This is a genomic window from Alcaligenes phenolicus, from assembly GCF_032063905.1.
GTDB classification, from domain to species: Bacteria; Pseudomonadota; Gammaproteobacteria; order Burkholderiales; family Burkholderiaceae_B; genus Alcaligenes; species Alcaligenes phenolicus.
The window spans coordinates 173,403-187,799 of record NZ_DAMBOE010000008.1; the positions used below are offsets into that span (position 1 = coordinate 173,403).

The following is a 14,397-nucleotide window of genomic DNA, read 5'->3' on the forward strand; positions in this document are numbered from 1 at the left end:
TGACGCCCGTCAAAAAAATAGGGCGGGCCGGGGATTCAACTTTAAAATCATAACGCTAAAGCCGTCAGGCCGCATCTGGCCCCGGCCCCTGTTTCACTTCGCACGAGAGCTATGGATTCCGTAACACAAGCAGTCCTGGGTGCCAGCATCTGCGGCTCCCTCCTCGGACGGCAGTATGGCCGCAAGGCGGTCCTGTCCGGTGCCATCATCGCCACCCTGCCCGATCTGGATGTCTTCATTCAATATGGGGACCCGATTACCTCCATGGTCAGTCATCGCGGTTTCTCGCACTCTTTGTTTGTGTTGAGCGCGGCAGGCATCCTGGTCACCCTTTTATGGCGACTGCTGTTTCCACAAGCACGTGCCTCTGCGGGGAGGCTGGGGCTGGCGGTCTGGCTGGCGCTGATTACCCACCCTCTTCTGGATGCCTTTACCAGTTACGGAACGCAATTGCTGTGGCCTTTGGCCGCTACCCCGGCAACCTGGTCCAGCATCTTCATTATTGACCCACTCTATACCGTGCCCTTACTGATCGCTACGATCATAGGCTTGATTCGTGGACCGGCACCCGCAACGATACGGGCCTGCAACTGGGCCTTGCTCTTGAGCAGCCTGTATCTGGCGGCCTCGGTCGGTGCCAAGTTCTGGGCCGAGCAACAGGCGACCACACAGCTCAAGCAAGAGCAGGTGGAAATCGCACGGGTATACTCCGCCGCCCAACCCATGAACATCCTGCTCTGGCGTGTACTGGTGCGCGACACACAGGACCGGGAATGCGAAGTCATGGTGGGCCTGCTGGACCGGCTGCGTGCACCCAAAGGGCATCAATACGAATCCCTGTGCCTGCCCGTTCATAGCGACTACATCCAGCTGTTCCCCCCCTTGAAACAGCTGGAGCAACTGCGCTGGTTTTCGGACGATTGGCTGCGCTACGACATCATCGATGACCTGCTGGTGGTCAGTGATATACGCATGAGCCTGGGCCCTGGCCAGTACAGTTTCCGCTTTGTTGTAGCCGAACGCATTGCCGACGACACCTGGTTGCCGGTGATTCCGTATCGTTGGGCCAGTGGCCACAACATTGCTTTGCTAAAGCCCGTTCTGCGTCGTATTTGGGAGCCGATTCCACCGCTACCGCTACAAGAATGGGCCAAACGCATTGATGCCGGTGTGCCTATTCCCAGGGCAAGCCCAGACTTCCAGGACATGGATTAAGCAAGGCCAAAAACCAGTGATGGAGACGGGCCTGTGCAGGGTGGGCATAGCAAACTCTTGCTAGCCCGCCCGGTCGCGTGTGGTACGCATACCTGAAACATAAGGTCCTAGCTTGATACAAAATACGAAGTGGTGAAGCTATAAAATTGCGTCCTGCCCGATACGGGTTTTAACGTATTGCCAACGCATCAAAAGCATCAATCACTTTCATCATGAATTTAAAAAAACTATCTGTTTTCGCCACGCTGGGCCTTTGCATCGCTATTGCAGGCTGCAACAGCGAAGAAGCGACAGAAGCATCACCTGAAGCGGTCTCGTCCGAGCAAGGCTTTATCCAGAAATACAATGCCTACGTTGAAGTCGCCAATAGCTTGCATACGCCTTTCTACCGTGCGCTTTCCGATTATCAAACCGTCTACGAGCCAGCCGTGCGCTCGGGCAAGAAACTGGATAACTACTCCGTTGTTTCACTGGTAAGCATCAAGAACACCCAGGAAAAACTGAAATCCGCCTTGGCACTGGAAGCCAATATGCCGGAAATAGATGGACCAGCAAAGCAGTTTGACGACTCCTTGACCAAGCTGGCACCTCTCAACTCCGAGTTGAACAACTATGCCGAATCGAAAGAGTTTCTGACGGATGGCGGCAAAAAGGCAGCCGACAATAACGAGGCGTTCGTCAGCGCCCTGACAGAAGTCGTACAGGCAGAGGCTGCATTTCTCCAAGGCATTCAGAAACAGGATGAGATAAACATCCAGACCTCTTTCGATAAAGCTCCCAAGGACTCAATGGAGCATTACCATTTGGGTGCTGTGCTGTTCAGCAAGCAGGCCATGAACAAGGTCGATGCTATTTTCGAGCAGCAGGGAGCAAAAGAGAGCATTCCCCCCTTCCAGGAAAGTCTTGACCAGGCAGCCGCGATGATCAGCAACTGGGATAAAAAATTCAAGGAAGAGACGCCGCAAGGATGCCCAAGAATCATGTCGAAAATGAATGAGTTCCTGGCCCAGGGCAGAAGCGTCATCCAGCATGCCTCTGAAGGCAATTACGTACCTCAGCAAGGCTCGATCAGCTGGCAGATCAATAATCCGATAAAAAATGACGCCAGCAGCTTGCAATTGAAATTCAATGCAATGATCGGAGCGCTTAACTATCCCCGCTGCTAATGGCTTGGCTCGGAACAAGCAGGTAAAAAAAACCCTGGGTGGTATCGCCCAGGGTTTAAATTTACCCACTACGGTCACTACAAAATGACACCCGGCGCTCTGTCAAACCCGAGGATCACAAACAAGCCTTACTTCAGCATCCCTTCAACACGCTGGCGCAAGGCCGGGTCCTGCTGAATCGCCAGACTGATACCGTTGTAGTCCGCCAGATCCATGCCATTGGCACTGACCACGCCTACCAGGCGCTGGTCGGCTTCCTGAACAATAGCCTGACGCTCTGCATCACTTTTGGCCGCATCCAGACGCGGCTGATATTCCGAAGCAGTTTGGGCGACCTTCTTGTAGGTGCGCGCATATTGCTCCAGCTGAGAATCCGTAGGTTTAACGATCTGGGTGGCAGCAGGGGCTGCCGAGTTGGCCGGAGCCGCATTGCCCTGGGCCATCGCAAAAGGGCTGTACATGCCAAATGCGACTGCGGTAGCAGCAAGAAAAGCTTTAACTGAGGGCTGCATGGATAGAACCTCCTAAACAGAGTCAATGAACGATCATCATGACAAGAGCGGCAGCAGCTTACAAGTTTCTCAATGTAGTTTCGTGTATCTGCATGCCACCCTTCTCGTTACAGACTTCAGTCGCGCGAGTAAGGACGCCCGTTAAAGTCCACGGTTACCAAATTGCCGTCCATCTGGCCCATGCCGGGTGAATTGGCGGGCATGCCGGGCGCGGCTACCCCACGCACACTGCCATCGTTCATCATGCGTTTGACGACCTTGGCGGGCACATGGCCTTCAATCAATTGCCCTGTCTCCTCAATCATCGCGGTGTGGCAGGACGCCAGGTTCTCCGGTACTTTAAAAAGCCGCTTCACGTCTTGAATCTTCACGACCTTGACCTCCTTGACCTCAAAGCCCTCATCGCGCATGTGCTGTGCCCAGCCTCCACAACAACCACAGTTCGGATCCTGGTACATCGTAATAGCGGGACCCTCTGCCAACGCCATGGAACTGAAGGCCATCAGGCTGGCCGTCAACAATAAAGGTTTAATCACAATTACATTCCTGTTTTGCAGCGCCACGGCGCTCTGGTTGACACTCTCATGCACTTGACTAAGACTAGGCACTCGCAAAAAAGTTTAACAAAACACACTAATCCGTCCTGATCCGCCATGAGTCTTGATTCCGTCAAACAGTTTTTTAACGAACACGCTGCCGATATCCAGGTAATTGAAACCACCGAAAGCACAGCTACTGTCGTGCTGGCCGCCCAGGTCCATCAAGTTGAACCGGGGCAAATTGCCAAAACACTTAGCTTGAAAGTGGGCGATAAAGTGGTGCTGCTGGTCGCTCGGGGCGATGCCCGCCTGGACAACAAGAAGCTGCGTACCGCCTTTGGTACGCGCGTAAAAATGCTGGATCTGGAAAGCACCGAAGCCTTGACGGGACACCCGGTTGGCGGGGTCTGCCCCTTTGGTCTGGCTACCCCGCTGGAGATCTACTGTGATCTGTCCTTGCAGGAATACGACACGGTCTTGCCCGCGGCAGGCTCTATCAATTCTGCGGTACGCATCACCCCGCAGCGCCTGGCCGAGCTGACCAGCGCACAATGGATTGATGTGACTCAGCCACCTCCAGCTCAGTCCTGACCCCCACCTGCGATTGGGTTAGAGGTTGACCTGCTGCTTGTGTCCCCAGGCACAGGCAAGCCTGCCCGTCGCTGACAGGTAAACAGATGTGTAAGTTGAATACGTACATGTCCGGGCGACAAAAAACACCATCAGGGCCCAAGGCATGGGGACGCGGCCATAAGGTATTTTCAAAAAATAAGCGGGCTCGCCCTTGCCATATCTGGTTACGGATGCACTTTTTTTCCTGATTAGGATAAGACATCGGGTTTCAAATTCACTTTGTCTATCCCAGAGGAAAAAATGCCCCACCTATTATTGCTGGAGACAGATTCAGCTTTTATAAGCCTTTTTTTGGCACTGGCGCGGCAGATGAACTTTTCCGCCATCGCTGCAAATACACCAGAAGATGTTCTGATCCGCTATCACCAGAAAACTCCTGATGCCCTGCTGTTTGGGCCCAGTGTCAGCGCTCTGCAGGCCCAGGAGTTGAGCCGCCGCATCGGAATGGATGCGGTGGAAAGCTATACCTTGCACGCCTACAGTGGCTCGACCCAGCAAGACCAGGCGCAACTGCGTACCTTGTTGGAGCAGTTAAAAGCCAAGTACCAAAACGGCAGCTGTGCTTTCCAAGCCGAGCAGCATCATGACTTTGGCGAGTTTGTAGGCTGTTCCGCCCCCATGAAAAAACTCTATGAAAAGATCAGCAAAGTGGCCAGCACCGACCTGCCTGTGCTGCTGATTGGCGAGAGTGGCACCGGCAAGGAACTGGCGGCCCGGGCCATTCACCGCTGCAGCGCCCGCAAGGAACAGGCGTATGTACCCATCAACTGTTCAGCCATTTCAGAGCAGTTGATCGAAAGCGAGCTGTTCGGCCACGAAAAAGGCAGTTTTACCGGAGCCGAACGTAATCGGCAGGGCTACTTTGAACTGGCTGACCAGGGCACGCTGTTCCTGGACGAAATCACCGAAATGCCTATCGACGCCCAGACCAAGCTGCTGCGTGCATTGGAAAATGGCGAATACATGAAGGTAGGCGGCGACAAGTTGATCAAACATGACGCCCGCATCATCGCTGCGACCAATCGCCTGCCCATGCGCGCTATTGAGGACAAGAAACTGCGCGAAGACCTGTATTACCGCTTGGGGGTTTTTCCGATTCAAATTCCCCCCCTGCGTGAACGCGGCGACGATGCCGTCCTGATCGCCAAGCACTTGGTAGAACAGCTGAACCAGGAACATCAGCAAAATCGCTCTCTTAGCCTGGCCAGCATGAAAGAGATCGAACGCTATCACTGGCCGGGCAATATACGCCAGCTACGTAATGCGGTACTGCGCAGCTATGTGATGAGTAGCAGCGATCAAGTGGAAATCAATATGGAGGCCGACCCCATGGAATAAATGCTTGCCCAGTGTGGAACTGAGCAAGCTTGGCAAAAGCTTACTGGGCCACGGCAGGCTTCATGGAGTCTGCCAGCGCATGAGCATGCCGCAAGTGTTGCTGCAACATGGGCAAAGCGTCCTGGGCAAAACCCATGACTTCCTTGTCTTTTCCATCCTTGATGTAGTCCTCAAAGAGCTTGATGGTGTCCTCATGCGCTTTGACTGCCGCTTCGTTGGCATAGTCCGCATCGAACTGTTCACCCTCCGCGCTCTCAAGCATGGAGATCTTGCCGCGCTGCATCAGGCTGGGCTCGGTGGGCAGCTCCACCTTGCGGGCCTGTGCCAGCGTCTGCAGTTCCTTGGCCAGCTGCTCGTGGTCGTCGATCATCATTTGTGCAAATTCGACCACTCTATCGTTGTTGCTGCGCTCCAGAGCCAGCTTGGCAGCCGTCACTTCAAAATGCCCCGATTGTGCCGCATCTCTCAAAAACCCTTTATCCGGAGAAAACAGCTCAATGGCAGAAGCACTGCGAACACTCAAACCCAATACCAGACCCGCCGCCACCGCCAAACACATCAGATGTTTTACTCGCATCGCACACCTCCAAAAACGTCAGTCATTACCTGAAACCAGAACGCCTTTGCTGACCTGAGGCCAATCCGCATGGCCAGCAAAGCCTTGACGGTGTCCTAGCAAGGACCGTACCCGCGCCTTGGACCTTGGGGCAGGAACGGAACTTGCTATGTAGATACCACAGGGCCCGGATCATCCCGGCAACTGTGTCCGAAGAACTGTCGGTTCTCATCACCAAGCACAAGGAGACTCCACCATGAAGCTGGAAATGGTTCCGCAACTGCACATGCAGCAAACCCTCTCGCAACGACTGCAACAGTCCGCACAAATCCTGCAGCTCTCGGCGCAGGAGCTGCAAACGCTGGTACAAGACAGCCTGCAAGACAATCCCCTACTGGAACCCGCTCCAGAACCCGCCGCCCCCGTACGGGAGGGCCTGTCCCATGCTGTGTCCAGCCAAAGCGCCCACCTGATCGATAAGCACGACATAAGCCCAGCTCCGCGCAGCCGTGACGAACAGATCCTGGAGCACGTACGTTTGAGTCACGCCAGTGAGCGTTGCAAAGCCTTATGTGCCCTGATCGTGAACGCACTGGATGACAACGGTTACTTGCGCGACCACTTTGAAGACCTGCTCCCCGCCGGCTACGAACACATCCCCCTTGCCGAATGGCAAACTGCTTTGGCGCTGGTCCAGTCCCTATCCGTTCCCGGTACAGGCGCCCACTGCCTGTCCGACGCGTTGCGTTTGCAGATCCAGGCGCGTCAGTCCCTTGACCCGGTTCTGAAACAGAGACTGCTCAAGTTAGTGGCTACCGAGCTACCCGCGCTGGCGCAAGGCGAGTGGTCACAAGTGCAGAGCCGCCTGAATCTGTCCGATGCAGACTTTCATCAGGCGCTGCGCGAACTGCAAAGCCTGGATCCCAACCCCGGTCTGGCTTATCTGGAGCCGTTACGCCAGGCCATTACGCCAGACGTCCACGTCTACCGCGATGGCAAGCATTGGCGTGTGCTCGCGGACCCTCGCAGCCTGCCACGCGTTCAGGTGCATCAAGAATATGCCGCCACTCTGGAGCAACAGGCACGCACGCAACAGAGCCGCCCTTTGCACAGCGCCCTGACTCAGGCTCGCTGGCTGGCCGAGAGTCTGGCGATGCGACGCAGCACGGTGTGCCGTGTCGCTGAATTCATCGTCCGGCACCAGATCCTTTTTTTCGAGCTGGGTGAGCAAGGCCTGCAACCCCTGCGCATCAGCGATCTGGCCAAGGAACTGGATCTGCATCAATCCACCATCTCCAGAGCGACTGCCAACAAGTACATGAGCACTCCCTTTGGCACCTTGAGCTTCAGGCATTTTTTTTCCGGCGAACTGGAGACTGATTTCGGTGGCAGTTGCTCCACCGCCCTGGTCAAGGAGCAGATACGTCGGCTGATTGCCAGCGAACCAGAGCGTCAGCCTTTAAGTGATGTCGACTTGCATCAGGCGCTGCGTCAGAACAGTGTGGAGCTATCCAAACGAACCGTCACCAAGTACCGCCTGCAACTGGGTATTCCCAATGCCCGTGAACGTTTGCAACGGGCACGCCTGCGTGCTGTCGGCGGGCAAGATGTGCACCCCTTGAACTGAGCGGGTACGCAATTTGCTGATTCTCCAACGAAGATCCCTTAATAAAACAAAGCGAGAATCAGCATGAGCAAAATCATTGTGGTGTCCGTACGCGTGGCCAGTTCCGATCAACCTTGCACAGGCGGACTGGCCGTCGCGGTAGATCAACTGTTAAAGCACCCGCAGACCCAGGGCATCTGGCTGGGGTGGAATGGTCAATGTGATTCACAGCCGGGTTCGCTGCGTACCGAAGACCGGGGCAGCTACCAAGCCGTCACCTTCTCCTTCACCCAGGAGCAATACGAACAGTTTTATTGCGGCTACGCGAACACCTGCCTTTGGCCCGCCTTTCACTACCGCCTGGACCTGATGGACTTCCAGACCCACCACTTCCAGCAATACCTGGAGATCAACCGGCAAATTGCCGCCTACTTGCACCAAATTGCCGAAGAGGACGACTTGATCTGGGTTCATGACTACCACCTGATGCCATTAGCCCGTTTTTGCCGAGAGCAAGGAATGCAGCAGGCCATTGGCCTGTTCTTTCACACCCCCTTTCCGTGCCCGGAGATTCTGCGCTCCATTCCCCGCTATGAACAATGGCTGCCCATGCTGCACCATTACGACCAGATTGGCGTCCAGAGCCGTGGCGACCATCATGCGCTGACAGCCGCACTCCAGACATTAGTGCCACCGCGCACAAGCGAGCCAGGCGCCCGTACCGTCAGCACAGACGTCTATCCCATCAGTATCGATGTGGATCTGGTTCAGGCTCTGGCCAAGGCCCCCTCATGGACCGACAGCGCCGCACCAATCGAGCCAGTCAACGGGCCTGACACCATTATCAGTGTGGACAGGCTGGATTACACCAAGGGTCTGGCCTATCGCCTGCGCACCCTGGATACGCTGCTGCGCAGCTACCCGACGCTGCACGGACAAACAACGTATGTCCAAATCGCCCCCTCTACCCGCGGCGATATCCACGATTATCAAGTCATGCGTGAAGAGCTGGAAAGTCTGGCCGGGCAGATTAACGGTCAATTTGCCACGCCAGGCTGGAGTCCGGTGGTGTACATGAACCGCGCCTTTCCGGCCGGCCAGTTGATGCGCATGTTGCGGCGCGCCCGCGTCGGTTTTATTGCGCCCTTGCGTGACGGAATGAATCTGGTAGCCAAAGAATATATCGCTGCCCAGGACCCCGCCGACCCCGGTGTCCTGGTTCTGTCCACCTTTACGGGCGCGGCACAATCCCTGCAAGGTGGCTACCTGCCCGTCAACCCATTTGATGCGGACGCCACCGCACGCAGCCTGTATCAAGCCCTGAACATGCCACTAGAGGAACGACGCCGACGCCACCAGCACTTAATGATGCAACTGCGACAGCAGGATCTGAGGCAGTGGTGCGAACAGTTCCTGCATGATCTTGGCATCAGCTCGGGCTTGAATCAGGCCCATGACCCTCTGGCTGAGCTTCCAGCATCCTGACGCGTACAAATGCATCCGGTTGGTGCTGACCCAGATAGGCCACCAAGCGCTCGCGCAACAAACAGCGCAAGTCGAACAAACGGCCCGAGTCGGCAGCACTGACCAGAAAGCGCAACTGCATCCCCCACTCATTGGTATCGGTCACCTGCAACACCTGAACGCGCCCATCCCACAATTCAGAGGACTCACACAAGTTCTTGAATGCCGTATTCAAGCCCTGCATTTCAACCTTGTAGTCCACCCATAGAAATACCGTGCCCAGCAAAGAGGCGCTGCGACGGGTCCAGTTCTGGAAGACAGTTTCCACAAACCATTGCAAGGGAACGATCAGACGGCGCTCGTCCCACACCCGTACCACCACATAAGTGGCCGTAATTTCCTCTATCCGTCCCCACTCCCCTTCCACAATCACCACATCGTCAATGCGTATGGGCTGGGTGAATGCGATCTGCAAACCGGCAATAAAGTTACCCAGCACCGGCCGGGCAGCAATACCGGCTACCAGCCCCGCTACCCCTGCCGATGCCAGCAGGCTGGTGCCCAGTTGCCGTGCGCCGGGTAGAACCATCAAAGCAAACGACAGCCCCAGCAAGACCAATAAAAAATGCACACTGCGTGCCAGGACCCGTGCCTGGGTGTAGATCTGACGCGAACGCAAATTGTCAGACACATTCAAGGGATGGCGCATCACCACAAGCTGGAACAAGGCTTCAACGGCACTCATCAGCATCCAGGTCGTGCAGATAATCAGCACGATCATGTCTCCAACAATCAGATAGGACTGCCACTGGGCCGGAATAGGTGCCAAGGGGATACACACGCGCAAAAAGGCAGCCAGAAAAAACAGCCGTGACGGCCACCGTATTCGCTCGCTAAAAAGACGCAGAAAGTGCTCTGGCGAGGCCAGCCTTTCAATGATCTTGCCGCCTAAAAAATGCACCAGCAGCAATATCGCCCAGCCGCCCAGCAATAACAGCAGCCACATCCACCACGTCATTGACATCATGATTGCTCTCCTGAAAAACATGTCTCCAGATACAGCAACTTGTGTGCCGCTGCCTGAGCCAAAACCGTCAGGCACGCTTTGTGCTGGGTAAGTCATAACCAATCACGTGATTGGTGTTCTTTCTCAAGGAGAGTTATATGACCCAGCACACAGACAAACAGGATCATAAAGATCAACGTGGCTTTGCCTCCATGGACGACAAGAAGCAGCGTGAGATCGCAGCAGAAGGCGGGCGTGCCTCGCACGAAAAAGGCACAGCGCACGAGTTCACCCCGGAAGAGGCCCGTGAGGCTGGTGCCAAAGGCGGCCGTGTAGCCCATGAACGCGGTACGGCGCACGAGTTCAACTCTGAAGAAGCTCGCGAAGCCGGTGCCAAGGGCGGTCACGCCGCCCATGAAAAGGGCACAGCTCACGAGTTCACGTCCGAAGAAGCCCGTGAAGCCGGTGCCAAGGGTGGCCGGGCGGCCCATGAAAAGGGCACGGCCCATGAGTTCGACTCCGAGGAGGCCCGCAAGGCCGGCGCCAAAGGTGGCAAGGCCACCCAGGACCAGCGACGCTAAGCCTTAGCCAAGCCCCAGTTGGACGCGGCGCACCCACCAGGGCCGCCGCGCCCTGTCCCATCCCTTGTCTATTTCAGGAGCCGTCATGACAACGCGTCAAACAGTGAAAGAGCAACGTCACCTGCAAGAACAGCAGGACCAGAAGGACAAGAACGGGGTCGGCCAGAACGAGCCCGTCACCCATGATAAAAGCCACCCAGGCAGCGATTACCCCACTCCCCCCCTGCCCCAACAACACCTGGAAAAGCCTGGGTGTGAAAGTGATCTGGACCCGGCCCCCCGCTACGAAGCCTCCAGCTACAAGGGCAGCGGCAAGCTGGAAGGAAAAGTAGCCGTGATTACCGGTGGGGACTCGGGCATAGGCCGGGCCGTTGCCGTGCTCTATGCACGAGAAGGTGCCGATGTGGCGATTGTGTATTTGCACGAGGATGAAGATGCCGGACGCACTCGTCTGGCCGTCGAGGCCGAAGGCCGCCAATGCCTGACACTGCGCGGCGATGTGAAAGACCCTGAATTTTGCCAACAAGCGATTGAGCAAGTACTGGACCGCTTCGGTCACCTGAATATTCTGGTCAACAATGCCGGCTTTCAGGAACATGCCCAATCCTTGCTGGACCTGACCCCGGAGCGACTCAATGAAACCTTCCACACCAATATCTATGGCTATATCTACATGGCCCAGGCCTGCCTGCCGCACCTTCACGCAGGCGATGCCATCGTCAATACCAGCTCGGTCACAGCCTTGCGCGGGGCCGCTCATCTGCTGGACTACGCCAGCACCAAGGGCGCCATTATTGCCTTCACGTACTCCCTGGCGGCCAACCTGGCGCCCAAAGGTATACGTGTAAACGCGATCGCTCCCGGACCCGTCTGGACCCCCTTGAACCCCGCCGATTCCCCGGCCGAAAAAATCCCCGAGTTTGGTGCCGATACGGTCTTTGGCCGCCCGGCCCAGCCCGAAGAGCTGGCCCCAGCCTATGTCTATCTGGCCAGCCCGATCACCGCCAGCTACATCACCGGCACCGTGCTCCCCATCACGGGTTACCCAGGAAGCTGATATGAATAATGCTCTGCATTTGGACCAGACTGCCTTGTTTCTGGACCTGGACGGCACGCTGGTCCCCTTGGCTGCGCGGCCTGACCAGGTAGTTCTTCCCCCGTCCACCGCCGGCCTGCTGCTGAATCTGCACGCTGCCTGCGACGGCGCGGTGGCACTGGTTTCAGGCCGCGACTATGACAGCCTGCATATCGCCTGCACCAAGCTTCCGCTTGCCATGATCAGCAGCCACGGCGCAGCCATGTATGACGCCGAGGGTCAGGAATGCTGGAACATCCCGATCAACCCCGCTGAGCACCATAGCCTGTCGCGCTCTGTCGCTGCGCTGATCCACCCCTACTCACTGGTTTGGATGGAGCGCAAATCGCACGGTGTGGCTGTGCACTTTCGGCAACGCCCTGAAGTTGGCGAGGCCTTGGCCACAGAACTGCACGTGCTGTGCTCGGAATATCCCGGCTTTGATCTGATCCGCGGACATTGTGTCATCGAACTGCGCATGAGCGGCTTTGACAAAGGCCAAGCCCTGGCCCGAGCCCAACGCCTGCCCGCCTTCGCCGACCGCAAGCCCGTCATGATTGGCGACGACTTGACCGATGAGGCCGCCTTTGAGTTTGTGAACCAGAAAGGCGGGCTGAGCATACGCATCGGTCCGCAGGAGCCGGCCAGTGCGGCCCAGCTTTCCTTGCCACACCCCTCTGACCTGCTGACACTTTTGCAAACCAGTCTGCTGGAGACGCGCTTTTTCTCCGAGCTGGCACAGCGAACGCCCTCAGGCGCCAAAATGGTTGCGCCATGACTCGCTGACACTGGCCGCACTCTCTTTATTTAAAAGGATGGCCCCATGAGCAAGATACTTACCTCTACGCCCAAGACCTCCTTGCAAATCAGCCTGCCCAGCAAGGGCTGCAACAAGGGCGCGCTCCAAAGTCTGGAGTTCATGGCCAGGGAACTGGCGCAATTCCTGGATCTGCCTCGCATCCGTATTGACTATGAAGACCAGCTAAAGCCCAGTATGGGGGATGCCTACTACCTGCCCCTGCATACGTTGAAACTGGAGCAGGCGCGACAACTGGGTATCGAACAGGCCTCCCAACTGTATGGGGGTGTAGTGCCATATGACTTTCTGGCCCATAAAACCGTCGCCCATCCCCTTCCCCAAGATGATATGGATCGCCCGGAAGGCTGGAACAATGATCTGGGCCTGGCGTTACGGCACACGGTCTTGCCAGGCTACAGCGTCTTTTCAGGAAACGACGCACTACGCACAATGAGCCTTCTGGATGAAGCAGGTCAGACCGGCATACGTGCCAAACTGGCCAGTGCTAATGCAGGCAAAGGGCAAAAGGTGATCTACAGCCGTCAGGAGCTGGAAGAGCTCTTGAACCTGCCTCAGTGGCAAAGTGAGCTGGAACACGGCCTGGTACTGGAAGAGAACCTTCTCGATGGTGAAACCTTCAGTATTGGCCAGACCCAGGTGGGCGAACACCTTTTTTCCTATATCGGCCAGCAGCGGCAGACGAGCAACTGTCAGCAAGAATCCGTATACGGCGGTACCAGTCTGCTAATGGTTCGAGGCGGATTCCTGCAATTGCTGAAACTCTCTGGCATGAAGCGCATTGCGCACCTGGTTGAGATGACCATGAGCTACGAAAAAAACATCAGCCAGGCTTTTCCGCAACTGTATGCCTCACGTCGCAACTATGACCTCATCGTGGGCAAGAATGCGCGTGGCCATTACAAGGCAGGCGTGCTGGAACACTCCTGGCGTTTCGGCGGGGCTTCCATTGCCGAGATTCTGGCCATACGCAAGCTGCAATTGCACCCTGAACTCCAGCACACCCACGCGTGGACACGCGAGCGTTATCTGGACGACGCCAGCTCCATAGAGAACTCCCCTCATCTCTACAGCCTCGACCAAGAAGGCGAGGCTTATCTAGCCCGCTTTGGAGGTCCCCTGCCATCATGAGTACAGAAATCTTCCATACCACGATCAAAGTGCCCCACCAGCAACTGGATGCCCGCCTGCTGGTTCCTCAATCTCCTGTCCCTGGCATTCTATTTGTACATGGCTGGGGCGGCAGCCAGCATTTTGACCTGAAGCGCGCGCATACCATTGCCGGTATGGGCTGCATTTGCCTGACCTTTGATCTGGCCGGGCACAATGCCAATCAGCACGAGCGGGAAAAAGTCACCCGTGAACAGAATTTTCAGGACATTTGTGCGGCCTTCGACACCTTGAGCAGCCACCCTATGGTGGACTCCCAGTCCATCGCTATCGTGGGGCATAGCTATGGTGCCTACCTGGCCTGTCTGTTAAGTGAGTTTCGTTCGGTACGCTGGCTCAGTTTACTGGCCCCTGCCCTGTACCCGGACGACAACTGGCTGGCCCCAAAGGATCAACTCAATCGAGAGTTATTGCAGGACTATCGTCTGCATACTCATACTCCGCAAGAGAACCGGGCCTTGCAAGCCTGTTCCAAATTCACCGGGGACGTTTTGCTGTTCGAGGCGGAATACGACGAGCTGATTCCCCGCCAGACATTGCTGACATATCGACAAGCCTTCAGCCAGGCCCACTCTCTGACACATCGGGTACTGGAAGGCAGCAACCACGCACTGGACGAGAAAGTCGCCCAGCGTGATTACTCCGTGCTGCTCTACCGCTGGATTCAGGAAATGATTATTGGTGCCCGTATCGGACACCTGCCCAGCAACGCCTCTTGA

Annotated in this window: 15 protein-coding genes; 11 read left to right on the forward strand and 4 right to left on the reverse strand. The window is 56.3% G+C overall.

Features of this window, described 5'->3' with window-relative positions; translation table 11 throughout:
- The first annotated feature begins 111 nt into the window (after nucleotides 1–111).
- Together U2949_RS16050 and U2949_RS16055 are read left to right on the forward strand one after the other, a co-directional pair.
- On the forward strand, nucleotides 112–1,215 hold the full coding sequence (locus U2949_RS16050; RefSeq protein WP_321288787.1) for a metal-dependent hydrolase: 1,104 nt from the start codon (nucleotides 112–114) through the stop codon (nucleotides 1,213–1,215).
- Between the two features lie 212 nt (nucleotides 1,216–1,427).
- Nucleotides 1,428–2,381, forward strand: a complete 954-nt coding sequence (locus tag U2949_RS16055) for a DUF3829 domain-containing protein (RefSeq protein WP_321288789.1) — start codon at nucleotides 1,428–1,430, stop codon at nucleotides 2,379–2,381.
- A 128-nt stretch (nucleotides 2,382–2,509) separates the two neighbouring features.
- On the opposite strand, the gene U2949_RS16060 is transcribed toward U2949_RS16055, so the two are convergent.
- Nucleotides 2,510–2,893 (reverse strand): DUF4168 domain-containing protein, encoded by a 384-nt coding sequence (locus U2949_RS16060; protein WP_026485377.1) that lies wholly within the window; start codon nucleotides 2,891–2,893, stop codon nucleotides 2,510–2,512.
- Between the two features lie 116 nt (nucleotides 2,894–3,009).
- Nucleotides 3,010–3,429 (reverse strand): DUF411 domain-containing protein, encoded by a 420-nt coding sequence (locus tag U2949_RS16065; RefSeq protein WP_026485376.1) that lies wholly within the window; start codon nucleotides 3,427–3,429, stop codon nucleotides 3,010–3,012.
- A gap of 117 nt (nucleotides 3,430–3,546) precedes the next feature.
- On the opposite strand from U2949_RS16065, the gene U2949_RS16070 reads away from it, so the two are divergent.
- Both U2949_RS16070 and U2949_RS16075 read left to right on the forward strand, forming a co-directional pair.
- Complete coding sequence (locus U2949_RS16070) at nucleotides 3,547–4,023, forward strand: YbaK/EbsC family protein (protein ID WP_321288792.1); 477 nt, start codon at nucleotides 3,547–3,549, stop codon at nucleotides 4,021–4,023.
- A gap of 351 nt (nucleotides 4,024–4,374) precedes the next feature.
- The gene (locus tag U2949_RS16075; RefSeq protein ID WP_257723658.1) at nucleotides 4,375–5,403 is read left to right on the forward strand and encodes a sigma-54 interaction domain-containing protein; all 1,029 of its coding nucleotides are present in this window, start codon (nucleotides 4,375–4,377) and stop codon (nucleotides 5,401–5,403) included.
- Nucleotides 5,404–5,443: 40 nt separating this feature from the next.
- Here U2949_RS16075 and U2949_RS16080 read toward each other — a convergent pair whose 3' ends face one another.
- Entirely contained in the window at nucleotides 5,444–5,980 is a 537-nt protein-coding gene (locus U2949_RS16080) for a DUF4142 domain-containing protein (protein WP_321288794.1), read from the reverse strand.
- 235 nt (nucleotides 5,981–6,215) lie between these two features.
- On the opposite strand from U2949_RS16080, the gene rpoN reads away from it, so the two are divergent.
- Both rpoN and U2949_RS16090 read left to right on the forward strand, forming a co-directional pair.
- Complete coding sequence (gene rpoN / locus U2949_RS16085; RefSeq protein ID WP_321288796.1) at nucleotides 6,216–7,586, forward strand: RNA polymerase factor sigma-54; 1,371 nt, start codon at nucleotides 6,216–6,218, stop codon at nucleotides 7,584–7,586.
- Between the two features lie 63 nt (nucleotides 7,587–7,649).
- On the forward strand, nucleotides 7,650–9,050 hold the full coding sequence (locus U2949_RS16090) for an alpha,alpha-trehalose-phosphate synthase (UDP-forming) (RefSeq protein WP_257723661.1): 1,401 nt from the start codon (nucleotides 7,650–7,652) through the stop codon (nucleotides 9,048–9,050).
- On the opposite strand, the gene U2949_RS16095 is transcribed toward U2949_RS16090, so the two are convergent.
- The gene (locus U2949_RS16095) at nucleotides 8,995–10,056 is read right to left on the reverse strand and encodes a mechanosensitive ion channel family protein (RefSeq protein WP_321288800.1); all 1,062 of its coding nucleotides are present in this window, start codon (nucleotides 10,054–10,056) and stop codon (nucleotides 8,995–8,997) included. The two genes, U2949_RS16090 and U2949_RS16095, sit on opposite strands and share 56 nt — an antisense overlap.
- A gap of 137 nt (nucleotides 10,057–10,193) precedes the next feature.
- On the opposite strand from U2949_RS16095, the gene U2949_RS16100 reads away from it, so the two are divergent.
- The 5 genes from U2949_RS16100 (at nucleotide 10,194) to U2949_RS16120 (ending at nucleotide 14,397) form a co-directional block, all read left to right on the forward strand.
- The gene (locus U2949_RS16100) at nucleotides 10,194–10,616 is read left to right on the forward strand and encodes a KGG domain-containing protein (RefSeq protein ID WP_321288802.1); all 423 of its coding nucleotides are present in this window, start codon (nucleotides 10,194–10,196) and stop codon (nucleotides 10,614–10,616) included.
- 85 nt (nucleotides 10,617–10,701) lie between these two features.
- Complete coding sequence (locus U2949_RS16105) at nucleotides 10,702–11,673, forward strand: SDR family oxidoreductase (RefSeq protein ID WP_321288804.1); 972 nt, start codon at nucleotides 10,702–10,704, stop codon at nucleotides 11,671–11,673.
- 1 nt (nucleotide 11,674) lies between these two features.
- The gene (gene otsB / locus U2949_RS16110; RefSeq protein ID WP_257723665.1) at nucleotides 11,675–12,469 is read left to right on the forward strand and encodes a trehalose-phosphatase; all 795 of its coding nucleotides are present in this window, start codon (nucleotides 11,675–11,677) and stop codon (nucleotides 12,467–12,469) included.
- 45 nt (nucleotides 12,470–12,514) lie between these two features.
- Nucleotides 12,515–13,639, forward strand: coding sequence for a DUF3182 family protein (locus U2949_RS16115; RefSeq protein ID WP_321288806.1), 1,125 nt, complete (start codon nucleotides 12,515–12,517; stop codon nucleotides 13,637–13,639).
- A complete protein-coding gene (locus tag U2949_RS16120) occupies nucleotides 13,636–14,397 on the forward strand; it encodes an alpha/beta hydrolase family protein (RefSeq protein ID WP_045929737.1) in 762 nt (253 codons plus the stop codon). The genes U2949_RS16115 and U2949_RS16120 overlap by 4 nt, the downstream gene beginning before the upstream one ends.